This is a genomic window from Gracilibacillus sp. JCM 18860 (genome assembly GCF_055395245.1).
On record NZ_AP043868.1, the window covers coordinates 3,486,008 to 3,510,085 of the forward strand.

Annotated in this window: 14 protein-coding genes; all 14 read left to right on the top strand. The window is 36.1% G+C overall.

Annotated elements, in window-relative coordinates; genetic code table 11:
- The first annotated feature begins 137 nt into the window (after positions 1–137).
- The 14 genes from ACZ5R4_RS17390 (at position 138) to ACZ5R4_RS17455 (ending at position 23,896) form a co-directional block, all read left to right on the top strand.
- A complete protein-coding gene (locus tag ACZ5R4_RS17390) occupies positions 138–797 on the top strand; it encodes a YesL family protein (protein ID WP_109985380.1) in 660 nt (219 codons plus the stop codon).
- Between the two features lie 27 nt (positions 798–824).
- A complete protein-coding gene (locus ACZ5R4_RS17395; protein WP_109985381.1) occupies positions 825–3,077 on the top strand; it encodes a helix-turn-helix domain-containing protein in 2,253 nt (750 codons plus the stop codon).
- A gap of 491 nt (positions 3,078–3,568) precedes the next feature.
- Positions 3,569–4,522, top strand: a complete 954-nt coding sequence (locus ACZ5R4_RS17400) for an ABC transporter permease (protein ID WP_109985382.1) — start codon at positions 3,569–3,571, stop codon at positions 4,520–4,522.
- A gap of 12 nt (positions 4,523–4,534) precedes the next feature.
- Complete coding sequence (locus ACZ5R4_RS17405; RefSeq protein WP_109985383.1) at positions 4,535–5,443, top strand: carbohydrate ABC transporter permease; 909 nt, start codon at positions 4,535–4,537, stop codon at positions 5,441–5,443.
- A 97-nt stretch (positions 5,444–5,540) separates the two neighbouring features.
- A complete protein-coding gene (locus ACZ5R4_RS17410) occupies positions 5,541–7,151 on the top strand; it encodes an extracellular solute-binding protein (protein WP_109985384.1) in 1,611 nt (536 codons plus the stop codon).
- Between the two features lie 144 nt (positions 7,152–7,295).
- Entirely contained in the window at positions 7,296–10,025 is a 2,730-nt protein-coding gene (locus ACZ5R4_RS17415) for an alpha-mannosidase (protein ID WP_464367711.1), read from the top strand.
- Positions 10,026–10,031: 6 nt separating this feature from the next.
- Positions 10,032–11,342 carry a glycoside hydrolase family 125 protein gene (locus tag ACZ5R4_RS17420; protein WP_464367712.1) on the top strand — a complete coding sequence of 437 codons (1,311 nt, stop codon included), beginning with the start codon at positions 10,032–10,034 and terminating at the stop codon, positions 11,340–11,342.
- Between the two features lie 5 nt (positions 11,343–11,347).
- Complete coding sequence (locus ACZ5R4_RS17425) at positions 11,348–12,724, top strand: alpha-L-fucosidase (protein ID WP_464367713.1); 1,377 nt, start codon at positions 11,348–11,350, stop codon at positions 12,722–12,724.
- A complete protein-coding gene (locus ACZ5R4_RS17430; protein WP_464368510.1) occupies positions 12,694–14,961 on the top strand; it encodes a glycoside hydrolase family 3 N-terminal domain-containing protein in 2,268 nt (755 codons plus the stop codon). Before ACZ5R4_RS17425 ends, ACZ5R4_RS17430 begins: the two co-directional genes overlap by 31 nt.
- Before the next feature lie 12 nt (positions 14,962–14,973).
- Entirely contained in the window at positions 14,974–18,096 is a 3,123-nt protein-coding gene (locus ACZ5R4_RS17435; protein WP_464367714.1) for an alpha-mannosidase, read from the top strand.
- A gap of 98 nt (positions 18,097–18,194) precedes the next feature.
- Positions 18,195–20,723 (top strand): beta-mannosidase, encoded by a 2,529-nt coding sequence (locus ACZ5R4_RS17440; RefSeq protein ID WP_277678079.1) that lies wholly within the window; start codon positions 18,195–18,197, stop codon positions 20,721–20,723.
- A gap of 33 nt (positions 20,724–20,756) precedes the next feature.
- Entirely contained in the window at positions 20,757–21,788 is a 1,032-nt protein-coding gene (locus ACZ5R4_RS17445) for an asparaginase (RefSeq protein WP_464367715.1), read from the top strand.
- Between the two features lie 3 nt (positions 21,789–21,791).
- Positions 21,792–23,204, top strand: a complete 1,413-nt coding sequence (locus ACZ5R4_RS17450; protein ID WP_464367716.1) for a M17 family metallopeptidase — start codon at positions 21,792–21,794, stop codon at positions 23,202–23,204.
- Entirely contained in the window at positions 23,198–23,896 is a 699-nt protein-coding gene (locus ACZ5R4_RS17455) for a copper homeostasis protein CutC (RefSeq protein ID WP_464367717.1), read from the top strand. The genes ACZ5R4_RS17450 and ACZ5R4_RS17455 overlap by 7 nt, the downstream gene beginning before the upstream one ends.
- Positions 23,897–24,078 lie beyond the last annotated feature (182 nt).

The window sequence follows — 24,078 nt, forward strand, 5'->3', positions numbered from 1 at the left end:
AGGTTTTTTGATGGTTTTAAGAGATGTTTTTCCTGAAATTAATTCTGTTTTGAATATTTTGCAAATTTTGAAAGGGCTTTCTTTTTTGAGCGCTTTTTTGATATGATAGAGAAAATAACAAGTTAGGGGGAAATACAGTGGTATTCGTTAACGGATTTTTTAAATATCTATATACGTTTGGCTTTTGGTTAGCTAGAATGATGATTTTAAATATTTGTTGGATTATCTTAACCTTGTTAGGTGTCGGGGTATTTGGGATTGCTCCTGCTACAGTAGCAATGGCATCTATTATACATAAGTGGTTTTCAGAGAATAAGGAAGTTCCAATTGTAAAAGAGTTTTGGAATACATACAAGAAAAGTTTTATAAAAACAAATGTTTTATTTTTAGGTTGGTTATTGATTGGTCTATTCTTATATGTCGATTATTTTGTATCTAAAACATATATCCAATCTTTTTATTTTCATTTAGTATTAATGTTTTTCATAATCGTTGGCTTGGCGAGTTTTTGTCACTTTCTTATTGTCTATGTACGTTATGATCTAACCTTATTACAGTATTATAAACAATCCATCCTTATAGCCTTAGCTAGACCCTTTGAAGCGATCGCTATGTTTATCTCCCTTATTATTTTGTATTATTTATATTGGTATCTTCCGGTATTAACGGCTTTTGTAGGCGTGCCTTTAACCTTGTACCCCATTCTTTGGTTTTCGTATAGGGCGTGTGTAGGTGTGGAAGAAAATCAGCAAAAAATAAAACAAAAAAGTAAAACCCCCTCCTATGGAAGGAGTTAATTGCTTGTATAGGGAGAAGGTGGTATTTTGATTAAATCTAAATTGTTTATTAATTATATTGTTTCCTATCTAATCGTTTTCTTTGTCCCTTTTGTAATTATGAGTTCCATTATTTATTTAAATTCTGTAAGTAATTTAAAGGAAGAAATCGAACAATCCAATTTAGCCAAATTGGAACAGGTTGCAGCTATTACAAATGAGAGAATGAGTGAATTAGAATCCATTTCGAACAGGATTGCACATGATCCACGATTGACTCCATATATGATTCATCACCCGTATTATGGGCTCGAGGCAGTAGCTGAGTTGAAAAAGTATAAAGCAAATAGTTCGATATTAGAAGAATTGTTAATTTTTTATCATCAAAGTAACACGATTTATTCATCAGAAGGGTCATTTAGTCTCCCTGCATTTTTGAATAAATACCAATTTTATTACATCGAATTAAATGATTTCGATGAGCTTCTTCACACGAATATTCCAAACAATGTCCTTTTTGAGAAACAAAATAACTATGGAAGTAAGGATAAATTTGTTGCCTACTTTACTCCAATTACGTTAGATAGTAATAGTACGTATGGTTCTGTATTATATTTAATTAAGGAGAAAAGCTTAAATGAACTGATCGAGAATGTAATGGGTGATTTTAAAGGCAATGCCTACATAGTATCAGGTAATAATGAAATTCTCGCTTCAACGATTAAAGATAAGACCATCAACATCAATGAAGTAAAACTGGATAAAAGTGAATTTAGAAAAATTAATACAATAGAGTTGAATAATGAAGATTATTCGTTAGCTGCAGTTGAGTCAACGATATCTCAATGGAAGTTTGTCACGATAATGGAAACAGATCAATTTTTTGAACGATTAGCCAATACGAGGTTACTTATTATCTTATTATGTATTGGAGTTTTTATATTAGGGGGAGTACTAGCCGTTATCCTTGCGAGAAGACAATATCATCCTATTCGTTCCTTGTTTAACTCCGTAAGTCGTAATAAAACAGTAAATGCTACCATTAATGAACTGGAGACCATTAAACGAACGGTCACGTCCGTTTTTGAAGACCACGAAAAATTGAGCGAAACCGTTTATAAGCATCAATCATTTGCACGTGATCAATTTATTACTAAAATATTAAAAGGGGATTTTAATAAGGAAGAAGAGATAACAAACTACAATAATACGTTACATTTAGATATAGCTGGTGACTATTATGCTTCTCTTATTCTTTCATTAGAAAGTGGTCGCTCGTCCTCCAAGAAATTAATCGAAAAAGAAACGATCTATGAGCTAGTAAATAGCTTTCGATTAGATGATGTAAAAGCATTTGGCGTAGATTTGTTGTATGTAGATGCAGTTGCTTTAATTATTAAAATGGATGGTGATTTAGCAACTGTCACCCAAAAGCGTCAAAACTTTGTAAAAAGATTACGAACAGAGTCAAAGGAAAAATTAAGGGTAAAGCCAATTATTAGTGCTGGCTCTATTGTTGATCATATTACCCTCATTAACAGGTCCTATATCGAGGCATTAGCCGCTTTAGAATATAAATATTACTATGCACAAGGTAGTTGTATTTATTTTGAAGAGATTGAGAAAGAGCCAACTGCTTCATTAGGCTATCCGAAAGAAGAATTATTAAAGATTGTGCAAAGCATTAAACATGGTGATACGCAAGTTGCTCAAGAATCACTAACTACAATATTCGATACAATGAAGCATAAAGAACTATCTCCTTCTTTTTTAAGAGCGATTAGTTTTGAAATCATTAATACAGTGATTAAAACGATAACAGAGGTTGGGATTACCCCTAAGCATGGTCAATTAGAGTCCGTTTTTGATTTTCAGTCAATTGAAGGACTTTACAATGAGCTTTATAGCATCATTGATCTAGCTTGTGATCAGGTGAATAGTAGTAAGAAAAGTCATAATGATCAATTAAGAAATAATATCATCACATACTTAGATGAACATTATCACCTGTATGATTTATCTTTAGAAAAAATAGCATTAGAATTTCAACTATCAGCTTCTTATGTAAGTCGATTTATCAAAGAACAAACCGGGTATAACTTCAAACAATATGTGCAAAATTTACGCATCGAAAAAGTGAAGGAGGAGTTAATAGCAACAGATGCTCCCATAAAGAATATTGTCGTAGATGTAGGTTATAAAGATGTAGCTAATTTTACAAGAAAATTTAAAGGTATTGTTGGAATGACACCAGGAAAATATCGGCAACTATATAGTAAGCAGATAAGTGAAGAAATGTAAAAGTAAGGAAAAGAAGTGGATTTCTAATTGTAGAAGTTCATTTCTTTTTTTGTACGTTAGAAAGTATAAAATTTTTGCAAGTAGTAAAGCGACGAAGCGGAAATTTTGAAGTCCAAAGTATAAGAAAAGCTAACGCATCCGCTAAAAGGACGAGCGAATGCGAGTTTTTCTAGTATGTTTGGAAGTATAAAATTTCTACACAGTAGAAGTTTCGACATAGTCGAAGTTTTAAGGTGCAGCAAAAATGGGGTAGGAGATTGTTAGATTGTAGATCTGACAAATGACAAGAAAGACATATATCAAAATCCACATATAGATCAATTTCTACATATTGACTTTCTTTGAAAGCGTTATCTACCAACTTATTAGCATCTAGATAAAGCAATAATGACAAGTCAAAGCAAAAACGACATATTGATAACGCTTACTTTTAGTCATTATGATGATATCAGATAGCGAATGGAAAAGTTGGAAAAGGAGGAAAGCAATTTATGGGCAGTGTAAATTCAGCTGTAACTAATAAACAAAAAGTAAAACTAAAGACGAAGAAGAATAGAAAAATAATTCAGAATTGGCAATTGTACATTTTTATTTTGCCAGCACTCCTTTACTTTATTATTTTTCATTATGTACCAATGTACGGTATTCAAATAGCGTTTAAAGATTATGTTCCCTCATTAGGGTTTTTGGGAAGTGAATGGGTTGGTCTCAAACACTTTGAACGATTTTTTGATTCTTATTATTTCTGGGATTTATTAAAGAACACGCTTGGGATTAGTATATATGAGTTAATTGTAGGTTTTCCATTACCTATTCTATTAGCACTGTTACTAAACGAAGCGAAAGATGGTATTTATAAACGAACGGTTCAAACGGTTACATATGCACCACATTTTATTTCTGTTGTTGTTATTTCAGGGATGATCATTGCCTTCTTATCTCCTACAACAGGGATTATCAATCATATTATTCAATTTTTTGGATTGGAACCAATTGCATTTATGAGTGATCCGGCTTGGTTTAAAACAGTGTATGTTTTATCAGGTGTTTGGCAGAGTACGGGGTGGGGTACGATTATTTATTTAGCAGCATTATCTGGTGTCGATCCCCAGCAGCATGAAGCAGCAATTGTAGATGGTGCTTCAAGGTTCCAAAGAATTATTTATATTAATATTCCAACATTAGTTCCGACGATGATTATTTTACTCATTATGAACCTAGGGAACATTATGGCATTAGGTTTTGAGAAGATTTTATTATTACAAAATCCATTAAACATGGAATCTTCTAATGTTATTGCTACATTTGTTTATCAAGCAGGTTTATTAGACGCACAATACAGTTTTGCTGCAGCGGTAGGTTTATTTAATGCAGTAATTAATGCCATTTTATTAATCGCAGTCAATCAAATTGCACGGAAAACAAGTGAAACAAGCTTATGGTAAAGGGGTGGAGAAATGGATTCAACAACATTGTATGAAACGAAAACAGATAAGTTTTTTAAGTTGATTGTATATTTCTGCTTAACGGTCGCCTTGGTGGTAGTGCTTTATCCATTGATTTATATCATTAGTGCATCGATTAGTGATCCTACAGCTGTAAATACAGGAGAAATGTGGTTACTTCCAAAAGACGTTACCTTTGAAGGGTATCGACTGATTTTTGGAAATGATTCGATATGGCAAGGGTACTTAATGACACTTGTTTATACGGCATTAGGTACATTTATCAATTTATTAGTAACGATTCCAGCAGCGTATGCGTTAGCGAGAAAAGATTTTTATGGGAGAGGATTTTTCACCGCCATATTCGTTTTAACTATGTTCTTTTCAGGTGGTCTTATCCCCACTTACTTAGTTGTAAGAGATTTAGGCTTAATCGATACAATCTGGGCAATGGTATTACCAAATGCTGCAGCAGTCTGGAACATTGTTATTGCGCGAGTGTTTTTTCAATCAACGATTCCAAAAGGACTTGAAGAAGCGGCAATTATTGATGGTGCCTCTAACCTTAAATTGTTTTTTAAAATAATCTTACCACTATCTGCACCAATTATAGCGGTCATGGCATTGTTTTATGGTGTGGGACATTGGAATGGTTACTTTAATGCCTTAATTTATATCTCGGATCGTGATTTATTCCCATTACAGTTAGTCTTAAGAGAGATATTAGTGTTACAAGATATGTCTTCTAATAATACCAATATTACTGGTGAAACGGCCCAGTTAATCAATAGTAATCAACAGTTGGCAGCCATTATTAAATATGGAGTAATGATCGTGTCCTCGTTACCTGTCATTATTGTTTATCCTTTCTTACAAAGGTACTTTGTAAAAGGTGTCATGATTGGTTCATTAAAAGGATAAATCGATAAATCGGAAGCTTATTTAAGGAGGTGATGTGGAAGGATTGTTACCTGTAAGAACAATATACCATGCATTTAATAAGGAGAGGGGTTAAGTAATGAAGAGAAAATTATGGTTATCCGTAGTGTTTACAGTACTTTTCATTTTTTTAATAGCGTGTAGTAATGATGACACAACGAATCAAGCTGATAATAATGACGATAATCAGTCTGAGGATGTTGCTGTAAATAAAGAAGGCTATCCGATTGTAGAGGAAGAAATAACCTTATCATTAATGGCTCCAGGTACTGGTCTTGCAGAGTGGGAAGACATGCCGACATTACAACAATACTCGGAGAAAACAAACATAAATTTTGAATACGATACACCACCATTAAGTGATTTTCAAACAAAATTAAACCTAGCATTTGCAAGTGGTGATATCGCAGATATTATTTTTGGTGCAGGAACGGCGGACTTAACACCAGGTATGGAAGTTGATTACGGTGAACAAGGTGTTTTAATCCCATTAGAGGATTTAATCGATGAGTATGCCCCAAATTTCAAAGCACTTATGGAGGAAAATCCAGAAATAGAAAGATCGATAACCACAACAGATGGGCATATCTATGCTTTGCCAGCAATCAATCAACATCCCACAGCAGCTTGGCCAGCAGGCCCCATGTGGTATAACGGGGCATGGTTAGATGCATTAGGTGTAGAGGAATTACCGAAAACAACGGATGAGTTATACGATTTATTAGTACGTTTTCGTGATGAAGATCCTAATGGTAACGGCAAAGCCGACGAGATTCCTTTAGTCGATGTCAAAATGAATAGTACAAGAAGATGGCTTCTAGCCGCATTTGGAATGAAGGAGTGGGGCATTGAAGAAGTCGAAGGAAAAGTTCGATATGCTCCTGTTACGGAAAATTACAAAGAATATTTGACCTATATGAATAAATTATATGCAGAGAAATTACTTGATCCGGAGACCTTCTCCCAAGCGGATGAACAGAAAAAGGCAAAGGGTCAACAAAATAGATTAGGACTATTTCCTGACTGGTTCTCTTTCTTTACAACTGGACAAACAGAAGAAGAAGCGATGAATAATCCAATGTTCCATCCTTTGACGAGTGAGGTGTCACCTGAGATTGTTTTACCAGGAAATCCGGGAATAAGTAGAGGAGCTTTTGCGATTACTTCAAATAATGATCATCCAGAAGCTTCGATGAGATGGATTGACTATTTATATTCTCAAGAAGGACGAGATTTCTTTGATCAAGGTCCAGAAGGTTATTTATGGGAAGAAGGCGAGGATGGACAAAGGGTATTTAAAGAAGTGCCGGAAGAATTTGAAAGTAGTGAAGATTATCGTGGTACATTAACACCAGCATATGGGATTACTACACCAATGTTAGTAGATTTAGTAGAAAATGCACCAAGATCTGAATTTGACTTATTTATTGAAGAAGAAACAAAAGCCAAAGTAGATCCATATGCAGAGACTGCGTATCCATTAGTTTACTTAACAGAAGAAGAGCAAGAAGAAATTAACACAATTGAAGTGGATTTGGAATCATATGTGGAACAAATGGAAGCAAAATTTATTACGGGTGTAGAGCCTTTAACCAATTGGGATAAATATATCGAAACAATTGAAAACATGAATATTGATCGTTATGTAGAGATCTATCAGGATGCATATGATCGCTGGGCGAAAAACTAATCTATTCCAAATCAATGGCTCGTTATTGACATCTATTACTGAAGTAGGATGACGAGCCATTGCTCCATCTCTTATAGATACATAATTAGAAAGATAAGATGGATGAGGAAGGAAAATATCCAACACAAATTGGAGGAGTTTTACGTGAGTCAACAAAAGAAAACCATTCATATTATTTCCCATACACACTGGGACCGGGAATGGTATTTACCATATGAAAAGCATCATTATCTATTAATTGAATTTATGGATCAATTAATAGAGATATTGGAGGCTGATACGGATTTTAAAAGCTTTCATTTAGATGGGCAGACTATTATTTTAGACGATTATTTGGAAGTGAGACCAGAAAAAAAGAAGAAAATAAAGCGTTTAATAGAAGATGGTCGTATTCATGTTGGACCTTGGTATGTATTACAGGATGAATTTTTAACAAGTAGTGAAGCAAATATTCGTAATTTGCAGTATGGTTTTAAAGATGCAAGGAAGTGGGGAAGTCTATCAAAAATTGGCTATTTTCCTGATTCATTTGGCAATATGGGGCAAGCACCACAAATCCTACATCAAGCAGGGATAAAACATGCGGCATTTGGTCGTGGTGTGAAGCCCACTGGATTTAACAATTTAGTAGGTGAATCAGATATGTATGAATCACCATATTCAGAAATGAGATGGCAAGCGCCAGATGGTTCTGAAGTGACAGGTATTTTATTCGCGAATTGGTACTGTAATGGGAATGAGATACCTGTCGAGAGAGACCTTGCGAAGAAATATTGGGATGGTCATCTCGAAGCGATGGAAAAATATGCTGCTTCTGATCACTTCTTAATGCTTAATGGTTGTGATCACCAGCCAGTACAAGTTGATTTATCTGCAGCAATTCGTACAGCAAAAGAATTATATCCAGATTATGAATTTATTCATTCTAATTTTAATGATTACGTAAATGCAATAGACCGACAATTATCGAAGCCAAAACTAAAAGAAGTAAAAGGTGAATTAAGAAGTCAACATACTGACGGCTGGGGAACCCTTGTAAATACCGCCTCCTCTCGTCTGTATTTAAAAAGAATGAATCATGAAGTACAGACATTTCTAGAAAAGGAAGTAGAGCCATTAGCAACCTTTGCTTATTTACTTGGTGAAGACTATGATCACGATATTTTAGAGTATGCATGGAAAACATTAATGCAAAATCATCCACATGACAGTATTTGCGGTTGTAGTGTAGATGAGGTCCATCGTGAAATGGTCACACGCTTTGAGAAAAGTAAACATATGGCTGAGAGTCTGAAGCAAGCAACATTAAAAAAAATTGGTGCGAAAATAGATACTTCTAGTTTCATACAATATAGTAATCAGTCAGTACCGTTTGTGCTTTTCAATTCAACAGGCCTTCCGAAAACTGGGGTGGCTACTGTTGAAATAGATTTTATACGATCTTATTTTGCTGATGGTGTTAATCGCAAATCCATCGAGGAATTTGATTTAGACGGCTATGCTTTAGTTGATCTGGATGGTAAGGAATACGCCTATCATATAGATGATGTAAAGATTGTTTTTGATTATGATTTACCAAAGCATCAATTCCGTCAACCATACCTAGCAAAAAGAGCAACGGTTTCGTTTGAAGCGAAAGATGTTCCTTCCTTCAGCCATCGTACATTTGCCTTTGTTCAAATAGCTAAAAGTACTAAAGCAGACGAAAGAAGCATCGCACAAGAAGCAAATACGTTAGAAAATAACTTTTTAAAGGTAGAAATAAATCCAAATGGCTCGCTTACCATATTAGATAAACAAACAAAAGAAGTGTTTCCTAATCTTTTAATCTATGAAAATTCTGGTGATATCGGTAATGAGTATATGTATAAACAAGCTTCAGAAGATTTGCCGATTACAACAGAAGATAGCGAGGCATCGGTTGAACTGATTGAGAATACATCTATTCGAGCAACATATGAAATTATCCACCAATGGGAAATACCAGAAAGTGCAGAAGCAATGCTACAACAAGAGCAGCAACAACTAGTAGGATTTAACACCCGGAAATCGAAGCGTAGTAATAAAAAAATTCTATTGACGATTACAACAAAGGTGAGCCTAGAGAAGAATGGCACAGGGGTTAATGTCGAAGTTACTTATGATAATAATGCGAAAGACCATCGTTTACGAGTCTTATTTCCAACAACGATAGAATCGAGTCATCATTATGCAGATAGTATTTTTGAAGTAGCCAAACGGAATAATGTACCGTCAGAGGAATGGACAAATCCAGATTACTCTCAGCACCAGCAAGCCTTTGTTAGCATGCATGATGATGTGAAAGGAATAACGATTGCAAATAAAGGACTTAATGAATATGAAATTCTAAGAGATAAAGCAAACACGATTGCTATTACCTTGCTTCGGGCCGTTGGTGAATTAGGAGATTGGGGGTATTTTCCTACACCTGAAGCGCAATGCTTGGGTGCACATAAAGCGTCCTTTAAAATCTTCCCTCATATTGGTAATCGGAATCGAGAAATAGTCTATCATGATGCTTATCAATATGCTGTGCCATGGTCTACCTTACAACTTCCTGTACAAACTGGTGAGCTTTCAGGTAATTATCAATATTTTTCCTATAAGTCAGATCATCCTATTGCTCAAACGTCACTTAAAGTAGCTACCAATAAAAAGGATGTCATGATTCGTTTTTTCAATATGATGGATCAACCAGGATCACTTGAAATAAAGGCAAATCCGCTTATTGACACAAAATATGAGAGTAATGTAATAGAAGAAAAAGTAAACGAATGGATAGATAAACATCAAATAAATCTGAAACCATATGAAATAAAAACGATTGGTATGATTCCTAATAGAAAGAAGTGAGATGCAATGACACAGGTGATTACACCAGCTATTAAAGAGTTTATCGAAGATGTTGTCGATCAATTCCCTCATGATAAAAAAATAAGGGAAATGTTCAAAAAAACTTTTGTGAATACGTATGAAACGACGATTCGATCACAAACAGATGGATCGACGTTTGTCATTACTGGGGATATTCCAGCAATGTGGCTACGTGATTCAGCTGCACAAGTCAGACCATATTTATTACTTGCAGATCAGGATGAAACGATTGCAAAAATGATTAAAGGAGTCATTCAAAAACAGTTCTTTTTTATCCAACATGACCCATATGCGAATGCATTCAATGAGTCCGCAAATGGAAAGAGGTTTCATGATGACCAAACAAAAATGACAGATTGGATATGGGAAAGGAAATACGAAATTGACTCATTATGCTACCCTATACAACTAGCCTATCTTTACTGGAAATCAACTGGTGACACGTCACACTTCGATGAGACATTCAGTAAAGCAGTTAAAAAAATCTTACAAGTATGGACAATCGAACAGAATCATGAACAATCTGACTATCATTTTGTTCGCGATCATTGTCCACCACAAGACACCTTATCTCATGATGGCTTTGGGGCACCTGTAGGCTATACAGGAATGACTTGGAGTGGGTTTAGACCAAGTGATGATGCCTGTCAATATGGTTACTTAATTCCGGCGAATATGTTTGCCGTTGTCTCTTTACAACAACTGATAGAAATTGCAGAAGCAGTATTACAGGATATAACCATTGCAAAAGGTTCAAAGAAATTAAAAGAAGAAATAGAAAATGGAATCAACACATATGGAACCATTGAACACCCAGACTATGGAGAAATATATGTATACGAAACAGATGGATTAGGGAATTATGTGTTGATGGATGATGCCAATGTACCGAGTCTATTGTCGTTGCCATATCTAGGTTACTGTGCATTGGATGATCCGATTTATTTAAATACGAGGAGATTTATTTTAAGTGAGGAAAATCCTTACTATTTTGAAGGGAAGATTGCTAAGGGAATTGGAAGTCCACATACGCCTGATCATTATATCTGGCATATTGCACTGGCAATACAAGGGCTAACATCGATTAACGAACAAGAAATACAAGAAATGATGGAATTATTTAAGCAAACAGATGCAGAAACAAATTTCATGCATGAAGGCTTCCATGTTGATGATCCTACACAATTCACAAGACCATGGTTTTCATGGGCAAATTCGATGTTTAGTGAGTTTGTCTTAAGCAGGATTGGTTGGTATGTTCCAGGTAGTCCTTTATCGAAATACAGAAGGGGATGAATAGTATGAACGAAGAACAAGAACAAGGTGTCCATCATTATTCATCCGAAAAAAATTGGATCGAACCTGAAAGTGCCATCTTAAAAGAAAGGTTAGAGTGGTTTAAAGATCAAAAATTGGCACTTATGATGCATTGGGGTCCATATTCACAAATAGGCTTAGTAGAATCTTGGGCATTAAGTGATGAGGATGGAGATTGGTCACGGGATGATGTTGACTGGACGGATGATATGGAGGAATTTAAGAGGCAATATTTTGATTTAAATAAAACCTTTAATCCGATACGATTTCAACCAGAGAAATGGGCACAACTAGCAGCTGAAGCTGGATTTAAATATCTAATCTTTACTACAAAGCACCATGATGGCTTTTCGATGTGGGATACGCACGAGACAGACTATAAAATTACCGGCAAGGACTGCCCTTTTCATAAACATAAATATGCGGATATTACCCGCAATGTTTTTGATGCATTTCGTGATAAAGGAATCGCGATTGCCGCTTATTTTTCTAAGGCAGATTGGCATACACCGTATTATTGGGCGCCTGGCATGGACAGAAAACAACATATGTGGCGAGGCCCCTCCTATGATCCAGATCAATATCCTTGGATGTGGGAAAGGTTTATCTCCTTCACACATCATCAAATAATGGAATTAATGACGAAGTACGGGAGAATTGATATATTGTGGCTAGATGCCGGCTGGGTAGGCAAGAGGAACCAAGATATTCGCTTAGGTGAAGTAGTAGAAGAAGCCCGCAGGCATCAGCCATGGTTATTAACCGCTGATCGAACAGTTGGTGGAATATATGAAAACTACATAACACCAGAACAAACGGTACCAACACATCCCATTAATGTACCTTGGGAAAGCTGTATAACGATTGCGACTTCCTTTTCTTACAAATTTGAGGATAAGTATAAAACGTTAAGAGAAATTATTCATACACTGATCGAAATCGTTGCGAAGGGTGGAAACTTAGCATTAAATGTTCCGCCACAGCCTGATGGCAGATTACCGAGAAAGGCAATCGAACGATTAAAAAAAATGGGTGCTTGGTTAAAGGTTCATGGTGAGGCGATATATGGGACGCGTATGATCGCACCGTATTTTGAAGATAACCTTGCCTATACGACAAAAAATAATCACGTGTATTGCTTTCGTCTGTATCATGAGAATGATGATGCGTACCGTCAGAATACGATTTCCATCCCATTTGATCATGAGATTTTACAGGTTGAATGGCTTGGAAGAGATACGCTTCTTGACTTTGAGCAGAAGGGAGCATCTATTCAAATAAATATGCCAACATTAAAGGAGACATCCACGCCGATTGCACATGTTTTTAAATTCACACTTGGTCAGAGGTGGAAACTTTGATAGAACAACAAGTCGATCAATTACTAGAGCAAATGACTTTAAAAGAGAAAGTCGGACAACTAAACCAAAAGCTTTATGGCTGGCAAGTATATAAAAAAGAGGGGGGCAAATATGAATTAACAGATCTCTTTAAACAACATGTGGAAACATTTCAAGGAATAGGAGCATTGTATGGCTTGTTTCGAGCAGATCCATGGTCTGGTATTCATTTTGATAATGGCATCCCTTTAAAGGATTGTCTGCATGTAACAACGATGATTCAACAATATTTAAAAAAGCATACAAGATTAGGTATTCCCGTATTATTCTCAGAGGAATGTCCTCATGGCCACCAAGCATTAGACAGTACCGTCTTCCCAACACATATTGGTTCTGGAGCAACATGGAATCCAAAACTTCAACAGAGAGTATCAAACTATGTTGCCAAAGAGCTACAGGAAAAAGGGGTTCATCTTGGACTTGTATCCACATTAGATATAGCAAGGGACCCGAGGTGGGGTAGAACGGAAGAGTGTTTCGCTGAAGACCCATATCTTTCTTCCAGAATGACAGAAGCAGTCGTAAAGGGGATGCAAGGAGAAAAGAGGGAAGTTCTTGCTGTTTTAAAACATTTTGCTGCACAAGGTTCTGCGGTAGGTGGACATAACGCAGGACCAGCCTTAATCGGTGAACGTGAATTGAGAGAAATACATATTCCACCAATGAAAGCAGGTATTGAGGCCGGTGCATTAGCATGTATGGCGGCATACAACGAAATCGATGGTATTCCTTGCCATTCCAATCGATATTTATTAACAAATATTTTAAGAAATGAACTTGGATTTAAAGGCTTTGTAATGGCTGATGGAGTTGCTTTAGAGAGATTACTTCATCTTAGCGGTGATAAAGAATTAGCAGCGAAATATGCCATGGAAGCAGGAGTAGATTTAAGCTTATGGGATGATATCTATACCCAATTGGAATACGCGGTGGAAAATGGCAAAATGACAGAAGCAACTATCGATATGGCAGTAAAGAGAGTTCTCTATGTGAAATTTCTATTAGGCTTATTTTCCGAAGCCCCTCTAGAAGAGAAGATTGTTGATCGAGAAGAAGGGAAAAGGTTAAATCTAGAAATGGCTAGAGAATCTATTACCCTTCTTAAAAATAAGCAAAATCTCCTACCATTAAATAAAGATAAGCCAACTATTGCGATTATTGGACCAAACGCAGATCATGTGTATAACATGCTTGGAGATTACACACCTCCTCAACGAAGAGATTCAGTTGTGACAATAAGAGATGGGATTACTTCTATCGCCAAAGACCAAGATACCGTGTTGTATACAAAAGGGTGTGATATTCGTTCAGAGGATAAGTCAGATTTTGAACATGCCAAAAAATTGGCCCGTCAATCCGATGTAATAATTTTAGCTTTAGGTGGCTCAAGTGCTAGAGAATTTGGTATGTCCTTTCATACAAATGGGGCAGTAATAAATCCAGATCAGTCTCAAATGGATAGTGGCGAAAATGTGGATGTGGCAAATCTCCGATTAGGTGGAGTCCAAGAAGAGCTAGTGAAAGAGCTAGCGCAACTAAACATTCCAATGATCGGTGTACTTGTCCAGGGACGCCCGCATAGTATCGAACATATTGAACCATATTTGGATGCTATTTTAATTGCTTGGTATCCTGGTCAACAAGGTGGGAGAGCTATAGCTGAGGTTATCTTTGGAGAAGTAAACCCTAGTGGGAGATTACCAATTTCTATTCCATTTTCTTCAGGCCAACTACCCGTTTACTATAACTATAAAGATAGTGGTGGAAAAAGAGATTACTATGATGAATCAGGAGAGGCAATGTATAGTTTTGGGGATGGGCTATCTTATTCTTCTTTTAGTTATCAATTCTGTTCAAAGCAAAAGCTATTCATTGATCACCAGTTATTAAGCGAAGGTAAGATGGTAGAACTGCCAGTTGACGTTACAAATGATGGACCTTATGACGGATATGTTGTGATGCAGTTATACATAAGAGATATCGAATCCTCTGTTACCCAAAGAATTAGAGAATTAAAAGATTTTCAAAAGATATGGCTTCGAGTGAATGAAACAAAGACGGTGACGTTAGCTTTAACAGAGGAAGATCTATCCATATGGGATTTGCACATGAAGCAAAAAGTAGAGCAAGGTACAGTATTACTTATGGTAGGCGATTCTCCTAAACGTTTCATAGAGAAAGAACTAATTATTCAATAATGAGGGATATTTATGCAAAGAATTTATCGTTTAATAAAACAGTTGAGAGAGCTACAATATATCGATTTAATCACGATTAAAAATTGGCATACCGAAATATATATCTATGAAGATGCGGAAACCTACGAGTTTGTAAGAGAAAAAAAAGTGACGCTTGGGGATCATCTCATTCAATCTGGGGAAACCGCATTTTTAAAAACAGCTGTTCATCTTCCATCTAATTTGGAGGGGGATCATGTTGGCATTGCTTTTCAAGCTGCAGGACCAGGTGGGCAGCCTTCACACTATGAGGCGTTACTTTCTATCAATGGAACACCCCTACAAGGCTTTGATCGCAATCGATCCTTTTATAAATTACCGACATGTTTATTAAATGAACCATCATTACAGATTGAACTAGAATTGTTTAATCCTATAGGTATCCCAGAGGACCATTTAAGGGGTTTTAATCAAGTAGCCAGTGCAGAAACGAGCCCACCGCCAATATATTTAAAGAATAGTAATGTAGTAAAGGTTAGAAAAGAAGTACAGGATTTATTGTTTACGATTGAGACTGCTTGTTCCACATTAGGTTTATTGAAGGAAGAGACTTCTCGTTTTCATGTATTGTACCAAACCTTATCAGAAGTTGCTGATACATTTCGACTTATTACCGATATAGAAGCGATCGAGCGCTCTTTGTTCCACATACAGGATAAGAAAGTACGCGATGTATTGAAAGCACTATCTGGTTATCGAGAAGGTACCGTTAAAGCAATTGGCCAATCACATATTGATGTTGCCTGGTTATGGCCCTTAAAAGAAACGATTCGTAAAGCATCCCGTACTTTTTCTACAGCCAGTACTCTCTTAGAGGAATACAAGGATTTTGAATATGCACAAAGTCAACCACAATTATTTGAATTGGTGAAGAAACACTACCCGAAGGTATTTGAACGTGTAAAAAAACAAGTAGCCGCCGGTAGGATGGAGATTATCGGTGGGATGTGGGTCGAACCAGATTTAAATATACCATCAGGGGAATCATTAGTAAGGCAGCTACTCATTGGTAAAAAATACTTTCAAGAGGAATTTGGTGTTGCTCCGCGAGTAGAATGGTTACCTGATACATTCGGTTATTGTGCTTCCTTACCCCAACTATTAAAAAAAGCAGAGATCGACTATTTTATGACAACTAAACTAAATTGGAATGATACCAATCGCTTTCCCTACGACTTATTCTATTGGGAAGGGATCGACGGTACAAGCATCCTATCCTATTTACACACGATCCTAGGACAACAAACGACTCCGAAGGATATTCAAGAAACATGGAATGATTTTAACCAGAAGAAAGAATATGATGAGCGAATGCTCGTGTATGGATACGGTGATGGTGGTGGTGGCGTTACGCGTGAAATGATTGAAGCACTAACTCGTTCGGAGTCACTGCCAGGATTACCTGATGTGAAATTTAGTAAAGTGCATGATTTTTTTGATCGTGTGATAGAGAGGAATCCAGACTTACCTAAATGGTACGGTGATTTATATCTGGAATTACATCGTGGTACTTACACAACCCATGCGAGAACGAAAAAATATAACAGACAAGTAGAGCATTTATTCCGTAACCTTGAGATTTGGCATTCTTTCTGCTATATGTATTTCGATCAAGCCTATCCTAAAGAACAAATAAATACATTGTGGAAATTAATTATGCTCAATCAATTTCATGATATTGTACCTGGTACTTCTATTGAACCCGTTTATCAATTATCGCAAAAACAATATGAAAAAGTATTATATGAAGGTCAACAATTACAACAACAAGCAATTAAACAGATTGTCTCTTCTGTTTATATAGAAGGACCTGGAACACCTTATGTTCTATTTAATAGCCTTGGTTGGAGTCGAGATCGTATTTTTACATTAAGAGGTGGGAAAGAGTTATTAAATAAGGCGATAGTGAGTCAAAATGGAGAGCCTTATCAAGCAGATTATATAAAGTTAAATGATACAGAAATAGAAATCCAAGCAGTGATTCCTAATGTTCCACCATTTGGCTATCAAACCGTCTGGCTCACAGAGTCTAATACAAATTCACTAGTAGAATCAAAAGGGTTTATGAAAGAATGGGAAACGATTCATTATAAGATTCTATTTAATGATCAAGGTTTTATTACCAGTTTATACGACAAGGAAGCTAGAAGAGAAGTAATAGAATCAGGTCAACTTGCAAATGAATTCCAGCTCTTTGACGATTTACCAACAGATTGGGATGCATGGGATGTGGATCCTAACTTTGCATCACAGAAGTTAGATGCAATCGAATTAATCGATGCAAAAATAATTTATTCAGGTACAGTGGCTGATGAGCTTTCCTTTCAATGGAAAGCGAACCATTCGCTCATTACACAAAGGGTAGTCTTCCATCATACATCGAAGTTGATTGACTTCCATACGGAAGTGGATTGGAAAGAGGAGCATAAATTATTAAAGGTTGCCTTTCCTGTAAATATATTATCCGCTCACGCCACATATGAAATTCCGTTCGGGACCATACAACGCCCGACACATAATAATACATCTTGGGAGCAAGCACAATTTGAAGTATGTGGACAGAAATGGGCGGATTTATCGGAAGGTAATTATGGTGTAAGCTTATTGAATGACAGTAAGTATGGCTATGACATAAAAGGGAGAAATATTCGTTTATCATTATTACGTGCACCTAAATGGCCAGATGAAAATGCTGATATAGAGAAACATGAGTTTGTTTACACATTGTATCCACATATCGGTGATTGGAGAAGTGCCTATACAGTACGTAAGGGTCATGAGCTTAATACAAAGGACCCTATCATTCAGGCAGAAAAGCAGAAAGGGAAATACCCCCCCGCTCATTCCTTTATCAGCATGGACAGCAAGAGTATGATCTTAGATACAATAAAATTAGCCGAAAATGAAAAGGGTATGATTATGAGATTATATGAAGCGGAAGGAAATGAAACAATGATGGCACTTAAGCTACAGGATGAAGCTATTTATTCTGAGACCAATTTACTGGAAAAACCTATCAAAGAAGCTAAAAGGAGTGATTGCTTAAATATTAGAGCCAAACCTTACGAAGTTATTACTTTGCATATTACGAAATAGTGAAGGTGAATATGAGTTTTCTTCACTTGCTAAGAAAATCTTAACAGGTTTTTATGATTCAAGGGGAGAAAAAGAAATACACTTAAGGGGATAGGATAATGTCAAACGGTAAAAAAATAGCATTACAAAATTGGCACTTTAAAGAAGCAAAGGATGGGGATTGGAAGAAAGCAACGGTTCCAGGCTGTGTGCATACAGATTTATTCGCACACCGATTAATTCCTGATCCCTTTTATGGCAAAAATGAGTTAGATGTGCAATGGGTAGATAAAAAAGATTGGGAGTATCGTACAACGATCCAGCTTTCTAAACGAGATCTGATAGAGGATAAGATGGAACTTGTATTCGAAGGTCTGGATACTTATGCAGATGTATTTATTAATGATAGAAAAATATTATCTGCTGATAACATGTTTCGTATATGGAAGGCTGATATAAAACCATATGTTATGGAAGGGGAAAATACGATACTTGTTTATTTCCATTCCCCTATCATGCATGATTTTGATAAGCCTGATCAGCTAGGATATAACTTACCTGCTGATAATGATCATTCCGAAGATGGTGAAGTAGAGGAGAAAAAGTTAAGTGTTTTTGCTCGAAAAGCACCATATCATTATGGTTGGGACTGGGGACCTCGGTTTGTAACAAGTGGTATTTGGAAAGCGGTGTATATAGAAAAATGGTCAAAAACTAGAATCAGAGATGTCTTTATTCAACAATCTCAAGTTACAAAGGAAGTAGCTGAATTAAAGGCAGTTGTAGAAGTAGAGTCAACAAATAAGCGAGATATAAAGCTTACTATTTTTGATCAACATGGATTCACTCGTTCCGAAAAGTTTTCACTAGAGAAAGGGCTACAAGCTGTTGAATTACCATTCTCTATCATGGAGCCCCATTTGTGGTGGAGTAATGGATTGGGGGAACCATACTTGTATCAATTCACCTTAGAGCTTTCTGAAGAAGGAACCACATATGGTTCTAAGCAAGTAAAAACAGGTTTACGTTCGATTCATTTGGTTCAAGAGCAGGACCAAAATGGTAATAGTTTTTATTTTGAATTAAACGGTGTACCTGTTTTTATGAAAGGTGCTAACCACATCCCGAATGATAGTTTTTTAACGAGAGTGGATAAGGATGCCTATGAACATGAAATTGCCACAGCTGCCGCTTCCAATATGAATATGTTACGTGTCTGGGGAGGTGGGATTTACGAACCAGATGTATTTTATGAGTTATGTGATGCATATGGTATTCTTGTTTGGCAGGATTTTATGTTCGCATGTAGTATGTATCCAGGAGATGAAGCATTCTTAAACAACGTGAGACAAGAAGCCATTGATAATGTGAAACGATTGCGTAATTATGCCTGTATCGCCCTTTGGTGTGGAAACAATGAAATGGATGCAGCGTGGGCAGAGTATATCGAGGATGCTGGTTGGGGCTGGAAGCAACGATACAACGATCAACAACGTAAAGAAATATGGCAAGCATATGACCAAATTTTTCATTATTTATTACCTGATGTGGTCAACAAATATGATGAATTAACCGCATATTGGCCTAGCTCACCAATGCAGGCATTAACAGCGGACGAAGCACAGCATGCTTCATTTGAAACAATTAAAAGCGGTGATATCCATTACTGGGATGTGTGGCATGGTCAAAAACCATTACAGGCATATAAAGATAATGTTGGTCGTTTTATGAGCGAGTATGGCTTTCAATCATTTCCAGAAGAGAAAACGGTTCTTACCTACGCAGAGGAAAAGGATTTTGCATTAGATTCAAGTGTAATGTTACATCATCAAAAAAATGGAGCGGGAAATCATCTGATTAAAACCTATATGGATATGTATTATAAAGAACCCAAAGATTTCACTTCCTTCTTATCTTTAAGTCATGCTTTACAAGCCAAAGCGATTAGATCAGCTATTGAAGCACATCGTTTACACAAGCCTTATTGTATGGGGACATTGTATTGGCAAATGAATGATTGTTGGCCAGTTGCTTCATGGTCAAGCATGGATTATTACGGAAGATGGAAAGCATTACAATATGATGTGAGGGATCGGTTTAAACAAACGATTCTGATTGTTGATCAAGGTGATCATCAATTATCATTCTATGCTGTTTCAGATGAATTATTAGACCAAGCAGCTGAACTTACCATCCAAGCATTAGATTTCAATGGCAACATGGTCATGGAAAAAAGCTTGAATGTTACGATACAAAAAAATACATCAATAAAAATTCATCAAGAGAAGCTTACTTTTTTACAAGGGAGACTGGAGGATTTCGTTATCTTTGCCCAATTAAAAGTAGGTGAAAAAGTAATAGACTCTGTAGAACATCTATTAGTGAAACCAAAGGATGTAGCATGCATTGATCCACAAATCGAAGTGGAATATGTTGAAAATGGAATCGAATTGTCTTGTAGTCATTTAGCTATTAATGTATGGCTAGAGGCAGATCAAGATGGCTTTTTTAGTACAAACAATTTTTGTTTAATTCCGGGCAAGAAAAAACGTGTCCTTTTTACGGAGTCGATCATTGGTAATGACGATTTCGCCAAATATAGTTTACCAGATAAGGTAGTAGTAAAATCAATGTACAATTTTATATAAATGGTAGGAATAAAGGATGCATAGATGGATTCTATGCATTCTTTATTTACAGCAGAGGAAAGAGGTTTTAAAAATATGGAATATCCTATTATTGCTCAAGAATTTCGAAATAAGTCGGTAGAAAATATTCACCATGGTTCCATATGTGTCATTGATCAATATAAACAAATTATTTATAAAAAAGGTGATATAGAGAACCCTACCTTTTATCGTTCTGCAATGAAGCCATTACAAGCAATACCTATATTTGAGAGTAAGTTAATAGAGCGATATCAGTTAACGGAAGAAGAGGCTGCATTGTTTACAGCTTCACAAAGAGGGGAGCTTTATCATGAACGAGCCTTATTAAGTTTAGCAAAAAAGCTTAAGATCTCAGAAGAGCAGCTGATATGTAAGGAGAGTTATCCCTTGAATGAAGCTCCTAAGTTGGATTACATAAAAGCAAATAAGCCGAAGCGGGCTTTTCTACATAACTGTGCTGGAAAACATTTAGGCTTTATAGCATATGCAAGAGAACATCAATTAGATAATAGTTATGAGGATATAGCCCATCCTTTACAGCAGGAAATATTAGCAACCGTTGCTAGCTTATCAGAAACATCTATCAACAATGTTGTGACAGGAATAGACGGATGTGGTGTTCCTGTTTTTGCTGTGCCATTATATAACATGGCAATTTCTTATTTGAAATTTGCCCAGCCTGACAGTCTTAAAACGAAAAATAGACAATTGGCTGTTAAAAAAATAGTTACGGTTATGAATCATTGTCCACATATCGTCGCCTCCCATCATTTTATATGTAGTGCTTTATTAGAAGATGAGAATATTGTGGCAAAAGGCGGAGCGCAAGGTGTATATTGTCTCGCGCTAAAAAAAGAAAAGATTAGTATTGCTTTGAAGGTGCATAGTGGCACAGAAATGTTATGGTCATTAATTGTGGCAGAACTATTAAAGAAATTAAACTATGACAATGAAGAAACTATCGAGCGTTTAGATAGATTGAAATCAAGTTGTATCACCAACGATAATGGTAGAAACGTTGGACATATTGAATTGTATTTATAAACAATGAAAAAATTTCTCGATGAAGATGGAGGTGGGGAAAAGTTGAAAACATCCGTTCATTTTATTCATTCAGATAAAGAAGTTAGAAATATTTTTATTAACGGATTAAAGGATGATCCGGTTCAGCCCATTCATCAAGATGATCAGTTAATATTTTATGTTTTTGTTCCTTTATCCACATCAGAGATTGAATATATTAAATATATAGCAGGCGAATTAAGGAAAAAAGCAGAAAAATTTTCGATTACTTCATTAAAAGTTCTGTTCGATGGCTTTTATGAATTAAAGTATTTAAAACGAAAGCAGTGTATTTATGCATTTTTTGAAGGCTGGTATTTAGCAAGCTATCGCTTTTTAAAATATAAGTCAACTGCGCAAGAACGCAAGATTAGGATCACATATGATCCAATATATAATGCATTAGAAGCGGAGGCACTATTAGTAGCTAATGCTGTATGTGTAGCAAGAGACCTATGTAATGAGCCTGCAAATAAATTAACCCCCATAAGTTATGCCCGAAAAATAGACGCACTCTTTAAGGATACGAAGGTTAAAGTAACTATTCTAGATAAGCAAGCATTGTTAGATCATGGATTTCATGCAACATATGAAGTAGGAAAGGGAAGTAACCATTCTCCAAAAGTGGCCTTATTGGATTATGACAATGGTGGAAAGAAAAAGATGGCGTTAGTTGGTAAAGGTGTCACCTTCGATACTGGCGGAATGAATTTAAAGCAGGTTAGTGATATTGTTGATATGAAAATGGATATGGGTGGTTCTGCTTCAGTCATTGGCGCAATGAAATTAGTGGAGAGTCTACAAGTACCAGTAAATTTACAAGCAATCATACCATTAGTAGAAAACATACCTAGTTTTAATTCCTACCTACCATCTGATGTTATCAGATATGCAAATGGTAAAACTGTCGAAGTAGGGAATACCGATGCGGAAGGACGACTAATCTTAGCAGATGCTCTATTATATGCCCAGAAAGTGGGCGCTACTTGGATAACGGATATCGCTACATTGACTTGTACCATTGGACAAGCATTAGGCTTAAATAGAGCTGGCATTTATAGCAACCAACTAGAATCCATTTCTTATTATGAAGAAATAAGTGCACAAACAGGTGATTTTATTTGGCCAATGCCACTGGTCGAAGAGTACAATGATTTATTAGAAAGTGAATGTGCAGATATTAAAAATATTTCTTCCTCTCCATTTGGTGGTTCGATTACAGCAGCTATGTTTCTTCATTCATTTATTACAGATAATAGTAAGTGGATTCATATAGATATGGCGAATGTTGTCAAGCCTTTTAAGGTGAAAGGCTACTATGTAGATGGGGCAAGTGGCTTTGGGGTAAGATTATTGACCGAATTGATCAGAAGGGAAGTGAACGGTAACCGATGTTAGAAGCAATCGTCCAGAATCTAGAAGATGCCATAGAAGCCGAGCGAGTAGGTATTGACAGATTAGAGTTAGTCTCATGTATTGAACGAGATGGATTAACTCCATCCTTAAAGACAACAAAGGAAATAATAGAACATGTAAAGATCCCCGTTCAGGTGATGATTCGTTCACATGCTCAAGGCTTTTGTTATAGTGAATCGGATGTAAAGGATATGATGCAGTCGATTGAACAATTAAAGTCTGTCGGTGCAAATCGCTTTGTAATAGGTGGACTAACAGCAGAAAGAACGATTGATGTGCAGTTGTTGGACAAAATTATCACAGAATATCCAACAATAGAAATAACTTTTCATCGGGCATTCGACCATGCTATTGATGTAAAACAGGCTTACTTAACCCTAATTCCATATAAAAAACATATTAAAAGAATTCTAACATCAGGTGGAGCGCCCAATTGTCTAGCTGGAGTTAACATGCTTCTGGAATTAGTCCTATTATCGGAGCGGAAGAATGGTCCTTTAATTATGCCAGGAGCAGGAATTACATCGGATAATTTTGCAAGCATACATAAAAAAGTTCAAGCTACTGAATATCATTTTGGTAAAGGTGTCCGACTAATGGAGTCCTTTGATAATACTTTGGATAGAGAGAGGATTACTAGAATAAAATCGTTATTTAATATTTACAGGAGTTAAATTATGGTGTGTAAGCTATTCATGGATACATTTGGTAAATTATTAGTAATAGTTAACCATTTCATAAGAAATAAAGTGAAGAGCCAAACTATAGGTTTTATATAATTTGGCTCTTCACTACTTATTTGATAAAGAAATTTAGTTAGTGCAATATTTATTAATATATTGATAGTTTAACAGAC